Source organism: Variovorax sp. P1_H12_2 (assembly GCF_056405335.1).
The window spans coordinates 1-1,336 of sequence record NZ_JBFUCI010000741.1 but is presented as its reverse complement, the minus strand read 5'-3'; the positions used below and the strand labels follow the sequence as shown (position 1 = coordinate 1,336).

Here is a 1,336-nt window from a genome sequence, read left to right as displayed (position 1 = left end):
GGGCCACATCGGCGGCGTTCCGGCATCCGGTGCGGACTTCGGGCTGGCACGCAATCAGATGGCCATGATCGACGCCGGCTATCAGTTCGACTGGTATGACGGCGGCGGTCTGGACGTCGCCATCCTATCGTTCGCGCAGGTGGACGCGAAAGGCAACGTCAACGTGAGCAAGTTCGGCGGCCGCATCGCCGGCATTGGGGGGTTCGTCAACATCTCCCAAGGTGCGAAGCGCGTGGTGTTTGTCGGGACGCTCAAGGCGGGCCGCCAGAACCTGGCGTTCTCGGAAGCGGGCGCACAGGTCCTGCACGAAGCAAAGTCGGCCAAGTTCGTGCCCGAACTGGAACAGATCTCCTTCAGCGGCGAATACGCAAGCCGCTGGAAGGTTCCGGTGACCTACGTCACCGAGCGTGCGGTCTTTGCTCTTGACGACGAAGGTCTCATCTTGACCGAAGTCGCACCTGGACTCGATCTGGAACGAGACGTCATTCAGCAGATGGGCTTCCGGCCGCGCGTCTCTGCAAACCTGAAATCGATGGACCCGCGTCTGTTCGTGGATCGCCAAATGGGATTGCGCCTGGCTACCCAAACTGCGAAGGAGATCTGACATGCCTCTCGTACTGAAGGAACACGCGACGCAAAGTCGCGTTCTCCTGCTGACCCTGAACCGGGTTGAGCGGCACAACGCGCTGAGCAAGCCCCTTCTACAAGAACTCGACGAAGCCTTGAGCGCTGCGGCGCGAGACAAAGAAGTGGGATGCGTCGTGATCACGGGGTCCGGCGACCGCGCGTTCAGCGCGGGAGCCGACATCAGCGAACAGATCGGGTTTACGCCCGAAGACGCCTATGCCCACATGAGATGGGGTCAGGACCTGTTCACGAGGTTGGAGCGCCTCGACAAGCCCACGATTGCGGCGATCAACGGCTTCGCGCTGGGTGGCGGACTCGAGTTGGCGCTGGCCTGTGACATCCGAACCGCCAGCGCGACCGCACAGCTCGGCTTGCCCGAGGTGACGCTGGCCAACCTGCCAGGTTTCGGAGGCACCCAGCGGCTCCCGCGCCTCATCGGCGCTTCGCATGCCAAGCAGATCGCAATGTCCGGGCTTCGCGTCGCTGCTCAACGCAGTTTCGATCTCGGTCTCGTGAACGCGATCCATGCACCGGCCGACCTGCTGCAGGAAACCATGAAGCTGGCGGAAACCATCGCGTCGCGTTCGCCGGACTCGCTTCGCGCCATCAAGCAAGTGATCGACGACGGTCTGCAAAGCAGCGTCGGCGCCGGCATGGAGGCGGAAGCGCGGGCAGTTGCGCGCCTTTGGGGATCCGCCGACCAAAAGGC

General features: G+C 63.2%; 1 protein-coding gene and 1 pseudogene. Both read left to right on the top strand.

The features are described from left to right. Positions 1-604, top strand: a pseudogene (locus AC1D2K_RS34750) (acyl CoA:acetate/3-ketoacid CoA transferase); the annotation flags it as partial. 1 nt (position 605) lies between these two features. Next, a partial coding sequence (locus tag AC1D2K_RS34745; RefSeq protein WP_478094986.1) for an enoyl-CoA hydratase/isomerase family protein occupies positions 606-1,336 on the top strand: 731 nt, incomplete at its 3' end.